The organism is Candidatus Latescibacter sp., assembly GCA_030692375.1.
Lineage (GTDB): Bacteria > Latescibacterota > Latescibacteria > Latescibacterales > Latescibacteraceae > JAUYCD01.
Genome location: JAUYCD010000089.1, coordinates 1 through 7510, shown reverse-complemented (window position 1 = coordinate 7510; position 7510 = coordinate 1). Strand labels below are relative to the sequence as shown.

Here is a 7510-nt window from a genome sequence, read left to right as displayed (position 1 = left end):
CAGAAATGGATTGAAGCTGTCTTTTCAGAATCTTACTTCACGAGTAATATATTATTTTTCCTATTATAATATCACAACACCATTGGTTGTCAAGGAAAATATTTTTTGGATTTTTAAATGGATTTGCTTCACAGCAAGATGCAGGTGAAAGAAAAGTTCAGCGGCGAGGTTGAAGCGATACATGGGTACATGAAAAAGGCTTGTGAAAAAGTTGGTTCATCGTTTCTTCTCAATATTTCCAATTCCATTTCATTTTCAGGAATGTTTCTATTTTCTGGTTTTCGAGGAGAGCGGTGAACAGTTTCTGACTTTCGGTCGGCTCCTTGATGAACGTATCAAGATTCTCTCTCCGCAGGGAAGCCAATAGTTCACGGTCTTTCTCGGGCGCAGTCCCCCAGAGATTGGTCGTTTCCAGCAAATCGCTCAGATCGTACCGGAAGTATACGGCGGAGTTTATCTGATTTTCCACGATGAAAAAGTCGTTGTTCCGGATAACGCCCACATAATCACGGTTGTCGGTTCTGTTCTCTTTGGTGCCGTTAAAAATGAATATATCCCTCCCGTTGTCGATATCGGCCAGGAGGCTTGTGCCCAGCCTGTTTTCGGGAGCGGACTGGAAACCATAGAAAGCAAGGATGGTCGGGAAAATATCATTGTTGCAAACATTATTCTTCAGGTTTGCCTGAAGTTTTTCCCGGAATTCCGGATGACGGGCCAGTACCGGCTCGGGAACATAGATCCAGAACGGTATTTCGGTGGTGTAGAAAGAATACTTGCCCAGGTGTCCGCTAGTCTTATCCACCTCGCCGAAAATCTCCCCGTGATCGGAGGTGAATATAATCACTGTATTGTCTAAAAGCCTCTGATTGCGGAGTATTTCCAGAACACCGGAAATATTGTCATCCAGATTGTGTACTGCATTAAGGTATTCTGCAAACATCCTGTTCTGCATGGTGAATACCTTGTTCCGGGGTTTGCTGAAATACGGGAAATGGGTATTGCCGTAATGGAGGATAGCACAGAATTTTTCGCCGGGTTCAACTTCGCTGAGAAAATCGTCGAAATTCACGGTATTCAGGGAATCGTCGGCGCTCAGGTTGCACACTGTTTTCCCGGGGATGTTTTCGAAGCATTTCAGGTAATCGAGGTAGGGGGACGAAACGAAATCAATGTAATTCGCCTGTTTATAGCTCCATGTCGTAATCAGCCCGGTTCTGTAGGATTTGAGATTGTTTTTCAGTATCTCGTAGAAGAGGGGGGATTTCCCAAGCTCGTACCTGCCCTGGATTGGATTCAGTCCGGCGGTAAGATACGATACCGAGACCTTTGTAATGGTGGAATTGCAGAAAGCCCTCGGAAAAACAAAGGTATTGTTTTTGTTCTGTTCGATGAAGCCCGATATATGCGGAGTGGGATTCAAACCGCTGCCATACTCTTTCCAGTAATGCGCAGAAAGGCTTTCGTTGATGAATACCAGGATGTTGAATTCGGGGTCTTTCTGAACATCGGGTTTTTTCAGGAGGATGTTACGGTGCATGAGCCGGAAATTGGCGAGTTTTCCTTTTTTGAAATCCCCGTACCCGTTTATCAGAGAGAAGAGGCAGTTGGAGAATGGCATGGTACGGTTATCTTTAAGGGCAACATTATTATTCAACACCAGGCCGGAGACCAGGACAAGGAAGGAAAAAGCGACAATGATTTTCCGGGATGGAAGGATAAAACCGGAGAGAAATTTCTTCAACAGGAACCATGCCGCGATAAAAAAAGCAGCCAGAATACCTAGTGTCCAGATATTAAGGCCATCGCCGGTGATCTTGAAAAAGTCCCGTGTATCCAGGAACATGTAGGAAAAAGTGTTGACTCCCGGCATGGCCCTGCAAAGCATGTAAAAGGCATAAGATCCTATAATACTGAACAGGTAAACGAGGGAAAAAATATAGCAGGGAACGAGCGACCGGCGGAACAAAGTGATAAGAGTGAGGATAAATGATATTTCAAACAGAATGGAGATCAGATAAATTCCGATATCCTCAAGAATAAACATCCGGAAATAAGAATGACGCAAAAGGATATCTATCAGGGCTATACAACAGACAAGTAACACAGGCAATAAAGAATTTCTCGGTTTTTTCAGCATGTACCGTATAACCTCGAATCTTTTTGAATAGAATAAGGCAAGAAGGAGATAAAATATGTTTTTTTTTCTTTAATAAAAAGGAAAATTTTTCACCATTTTTCACGGCGCTGGTCTATATCAAATATACGAATATACTGCTCTTCATACTCTGTGACCAGCTCCAGGATGCCGTCGCTGTCCATATCGATAAGGTATAACCGCTCGCCGAATTTCACATCCGATTTCCACTTGACCGTTTTAAACTGCTTATTGAGCACTTCACCGGTATTGAGGATGATTTCCACTTCCTTGTCGTTATCCACATTACCTATGATCATGTCAGTGGCTAAATAGGTGTCGCTCGATCTCCACTGCTCGAATTTGGTTTTGGGATCAAACTGGACCATCTTGCCCACAGAGGTTATAAACAGCATCTCCAACTCCGGGGTATTATCCAGGTTGGCAATGGCCATGCATTTTATCCCCGGATAGGTTCCTTCCGGCGTTCTATATTTGAGGTCATGGGTGTCATACCCGTAGATGAAAATATTCCCGTCAGCAGTGTAGGCTATTATTTCAACCTCCCCGACACGGTCAAGATTTTCCACAAATATTCCCCGCACCGGGGAATTGAGAGGCGGACTTTTCCATGTTTCCGTGAAATTACCCTGATTGTCAGTTGAGAGAACCCTGATGAATCCCCTCTCCTCGCCGTACACCATGCCGACCAGATTATACTGGTCGTCGATGATCACTTTCATGGTGCGCAGATTGGCGGTGGGAACATTGAAAATGGACTTCTCCTCACGGTACGTTTCCGATCCTTTTTTTCTGGCCGGTTCGGGTTTCGGCGCCTGGGCGGGTTGGGGCTGCTTTTTTTGTGGAGGTACGATAGCCAGCGCGGATGAATCGGCGCCGGCAGCCGGTCGTGTTGTTCCGGCAGCAACAGATGGAGCAGCGCCACCGGGAACAGGAATGGAGGGAACAACCGCTCCTGCAGGAACTCCGGGCAGAGCAGGAGCTCCGGGAGATCCGGCGGCAGCAGTCTGAGTTTGAGCAGATGTGCCCGTCGCAGAGGGGGATTTTCCCTGATCAGCCGGAGGAGACTGCGGCGCCTGCTGTTGTGCGGGCGCCTCTTGTGCTGTCCTGGGTAAAACCCCGGAAGGGATGGAGCGCACCGGTTTCTCCGTGGTGATAACATTCTTCATAGGCGGAGGCGGTGGAAGCTCGGAAAGCGGTATATCCGTCATTGGCGCCGGTTCAACCGAAGGGGCCGCCGTTTGAGGATTCTGCGCGGCGGAACCCGGCGGGGGAGCCTGTGGTGTCGACGCCGGAGCGCTGTTCGAAGCGTTCTGGCTCAACACCGTGAGGGGGAAGGCCAAAGCCAGGAGATAGATAATGAATTTTTTTTGTTTGTACCTTTGGGTGTTGATTTTTTTCATCATCTTTTATCACAATCCATTACACGATTCAGTGGTTCAGACAATCTTTTCTTTTTGTGCATTTGTCTGGCCATCCCCCAGAATTTATACACTTCTTTGTATAACTCTTTAATGATGCTTATCATTCCACGAGAATCTACTTTTGAAAACATTCTCGCGATTATGTACGTCCCCCGTTCGGATGAATCCCCCCTGCCTGTCGGCATCCCCCCTTGTTAAGGGGGGAGCTATGCGATGGGTGTCTTTCTACCCCCTTAATAAGGGGGTCGCCGTTAAATGCGCCGGGGGGATTTTGTCTCCAGAGCGGATGTGAAAGAATGGTCCACCTATGCCGAATAAAAATGGGGGATGGCCAGTGTCCCTTCGCGCCTTGTATTCTAATCGAGAGTTCCTTTCCGTACTATCTCATACACCGAAAGAAGCGGTATCCCCTTTTCACGGGCGATACGGGCGCAGTCTTCGAATTCGGGCGCAAACCGTTCAAAACCGTTTCCAAAAGCCACTTTTACCCGAACCTCGCCGAACGGAGTTGTCACCGTTCTCGATTCCCGTTTCACCTTGCGACGGGAGACGCGCTCGATGCGCACCCCCAGGGTGGTTGTTTCCCGGAAAAGGATTTCGAACATGTCATCAACCAGGGATTCATCGGTGATGACGCTGAAGAGCGTTCCGGGCCTGCCCTTCTTCATGTAAATCGGAGTCATGTATACATCACGGGCGCCCGCTTCGAAAAGAAGGTCCGAGAGGTAACCGAACACCTCCGGATTCATATTGTCGATGTTTGTCTCTAAAATAAGGGAATGGTCGATCTCGTAGGTGCCGTTTACCCGGCCGATGGAGATTCTCAGCACATTCGGAAGCTCCTCACGGACTTTCGTTCCTGCACCGTAACCGACATGCTCCACAATGAATTCCTCCACCGGGCCGTACGAGGAGGCAAGGGTAGTCAGGATTGCCGCTCCGGTGGGGGTGGTCAGCTCGCCCTCGATCATGGTTCTGGTCGCCGGAACACCCTTTGTAAGTTCGACCACCGCCGGAACCGGAACGGGCATTGAGCCGTGAGCGCATTTTACCGTCCCCGTACCCAGCCGGAGCGGTGTGGAAACAACAGTGTCCGCCTGGAAATATTCCAGCCCGATACATGCTCCGACCACATCGACAATGGCATCGAGGGCGCCGACCTCATGAAAATGCACTTCTTCGGGAACGGCGCCGTGCACTTTCGCCTCAGCTTCGGCGAGACGGGTGAAAATACGGGCCGCCTGGTTTTTGACTCTCTCGGAAAGGGCGCTGGATTCGATAATATGAAGGATATGGGAGAGGTGACGGTGTTCGTGCTGGTGTTCGGTTACCACATCCACATGGACTGCGGCGATGCCGCTGTGCACAACCTGCTTTTCGCGAAGTTCGAATCCATGTACATGGAGTTTCTCCAGCTCGGCCCTGAGGAAATCCAGCGGCATGCCGCAGTCCAGGAGCGCGCCCAGAATCATATCTCCGGCGATGCCCGAAATACAGTCAAAATAAGCGATTTTCATGCATTCTCCATTATCCCGGTACGGTTGATGAGGCTCGCCGCATATCCCGCTCCGAAACCGTTGTCGATATTCACCACGGTTACCCCCGAAGCGCAGGAGTTGAGCATGGTCAGGAGCGCCGCGATGCCGTGGAACGAAGCGCCGTACCCAACACTGGTCGGGCAGGCGATGACCGGCACATTCACCAGTCCCCCCACCACGCTGGCCAGCGCGCCTTCCATACCCGCCACCACGATGATGCATGAGGCGGACATGATGAATCTGCGCCGCGCCAGAAGACGGTGAATTCCGGCCACTCCTACATCATACAGGGATTCCACCCGGTTGCCCATAGCCCGGGCGGTAACCACCGCTTCCTCAGCCACCGGCATGTCCGATGTTCCCGCCGAAATGACCAGGATGACGCCGTGGGTATGATCCATGTCAGACTCCGGCATGCCAAGAACGAAGGTTCGGGCCATGTCGTTTTTTACGCCTTCCGGGAACCGCACGGAAAGGGCATCGAGGGCTTCACCGGAAAGCCTGGTGGCCAGGACAGTATGATCACGCTTGTGAATCTCCTCCGCGATACGGATAATCTGCGCGATGGTCTTGTTCTGACCGAAAATCACCTCGGGGAAACCCTGGCGGCTGGCGCGGTGGTGGTCGACATTGGCAAATTCCAGGTCGCAGAAATAGTAGGACTCCACCAGTTTTTCCGCTTCCTCGACACCCAGTTCTCCGCTGCGCAGGCGTTCAAAAATATCCCGTATTTCCTGTATGTCATTATTTTTCATGATACCGCCGTGGTTAATGATGTATCCTCGCTCATGGCTTCGCACCCCTGCTGCCGGTACTCCTCTACAATATCCCGCACCGCTTGAACAGTTTCGGCTTTGAATACCCGCTGACGGAATTCTGCGCCTCCGTGCATACCGCGGGAATACCAGCCGAAAAATTTACGCATATTCAAAACGCCGAACCTTTCACCTGCTTCCTCGGAGAGAATTGAAAGTTGGCGGAGCGCAAGCGCGAGCCGTACATCAATCCCCGGGGAAGAGGAGACAATTTCACTTGCAAACAGTTCCTTCACCTGACGGAATATCCAGGGATTGCCCAGCGCTCCGCGGCCTATCATCACCGCATCGGCCCCCGTTTCCCGAACCATGCGCACAGCATCTTCCGCCGTTCGAATGTCGCCGGAGCCTACAACGGGAACAGGAACTGTTTCTTTAATCCGGCGGATGACCGTCCAGTCCGAAAACCCGCCGAACAATTGGCTTCTCGGCCTGGGATGCATGATCACCGCCTGCGCACCGGAATCAGCGCATACACGGGCGGCCTCGACTCCGTTCAGGCTCTCATGATCCCATCCGGAGCGCAATTTTACCGTTACAGGCAGAGAAGTGGCGTCAACCACTTTTTTTACAATACCGGCGAGGAGAGGAAGATTGAGGAGCAAAGCCGATCCTGCGCCCCTTCCGATCACCTTCCTGACCGGGCAGCCGGCGTTGATATCGATGAAATCAGGCCTGAATTCTGCAGCGCGCCGCGCCGCTTCCGCCATGATCTCCGGGTCGGCGCCGAACAGTTGGATGCCGATGGGCCGCTCGGCCTCCCGGAACCGGAGAAGCCTCAGGCTTTTATCGGAGGGATGACCGCGTACGAAACCATCGGAGGAGATCATCTCGGTCATGACCGGTCTGGCGCCAAACTCGACGCAGATGCGCCTGAACACAGAATCGGATACTCCGGCCAGTGGCGCCAGCGCCGCAGAATGAAGGTTGAATATTTCGGTAATGTTCACTTTGTCTTTTTCCAGGTCTCTTTGCACTTTACTTTCATATACGTTTAGCCCGGAAGGTAGTTCCTGTATTCCTGAAAGGATAGACCTGCCTATTAAGAACATTTTGGCTAAAACTATATGGCAGTAAAATCATAACATACTAAAATGCATGATTGTGATGTCAAAGGCAAGCAGATTTGCCGGGGAAGGGTTGAGATGAAAGAAGGGTTGAAAAAATGGTGAATTATTGCTAACCTTTGATGAACTAGGAGTTTACCCACTTTTTTTATATTATGTATTATATTTTGTCCGATATTATTTCTAATAATATTATTAATTTGTATAACTTGTTGATAAATAATAATATAAATAAATATATTATTTTTCCAAAACTGTGTAATAAATATTGACATTTTCCCCATAATAGTTTAAGTTCTATGTTAACCCGGATTATTCACAAACATGCTATGATATTTTCCTAACTATTTATTAAATAAATACTTATATTTTTTTGAGTGCAGCCCCCTAAATCCCCCGAAGGGGGACTTTTCGCGGTAAAGAAGAAAATGTGAAGGTGTAACTTTTTTAAAAAAACCATTTAAGCCTTGTATTGCAGTCTTTTAAGTCCCCCTTTGGGGGATTTAGGGGG

General features: G+C 49.6%; 5 protein-coding genes. All 5 read right to left on the bottom strand.

Annotation, left to right across the window (positions count from 1 at the left end; translation table 11 throughout):
* Positions 1-229: 229 nt before the first annotated feature.
* The 5 genes from Q8O92_05725 to dusB all read right to left on the bottom strand — a co-directional run bounded on the left by Q8O92_05725 (position 230) and on the right by dusB (position 6882).
* Complete coding sequence (locus tag Q8O92_05725) at positions 230-2065, bottom strand: sulfatase-like hydrolase/transferase (GenBank protein MDP2982810.1); 1836 nt, start codon at positions 2063-2065, stop codon at positions 230-232.
* Between the two features lie 161 nt (positions 2066-2226).
* Positions 2227-3561, bottom strand: a complete 1335-nt coding sequence (locus Q8O92_05720) for a hypothetical protein (protein MDP2982809.1) — start codon at positions 3559-3561, stop codon at positions 2227-2229.
* A gap of 374 nt (positions 3562-3935) precedes the next feature.
* Positions 3936-5096 (bottom strand): nickel pincer cofactor biosynthesis protein LarC, encoded by a 1161-nt coding sequence (gene larC, locus Q8O92_05715; protein MDP2982808.1) that lies wholly within the window; start codon positions 5094-5096, stop codon positions 3936-3938.
* A complete protein-coding gene (gene larB, locus Q8O92_05710) occupies positions 5093-5872 on the bottom strand; it encodes a nickel pincer cofactor biosynthesis protein LarB (GenBank protein MDP2982807.1) in 780 nt (259 codons plus the stop codon). Before larB ends, larC begins: the two co-directional genes overlap by 4 nt.
* Positions 5869-6882: a tRNA dihydrouridine synthase DusB gene (gene dusB, locus Q8O92_05705; GenBank protein MDP2982806.1), complete on the bottom strand. Its 1014-nt coding sequence runs from the start codon at positions 6880-6882 to the stop codon at positions 5869-5871. The genes larB and dusB overlap by 4 nt, the downstream gene beginning before the upstream one ends.
* Positions 6883-7510 lie beyond the last annotated feature (628 nt).

Bases quoted from the DNA above. Each gene is read 5' to 3' on its own strand.
- Q8O92_05720 (MDP2982809.1), bottom strand. From the start codon at position 3,561: ATGATGAAAAAAATCAACACCCAAAGGTACAAACAAAAAAAATTCATT.
- larC (MDP2982808.1), bottom strand. From the start codon at position 5,096: ATGAAAATCGCTTATTTTGACTGTATTTCGGGCATCGCCGGAGATATG.
- larB (MDP2982807.1), bottom strand. From the start codon at position 5,872: ATGAAAAATAATGACATACAGGAAATACGGGATATTTTTGAACGCCTG.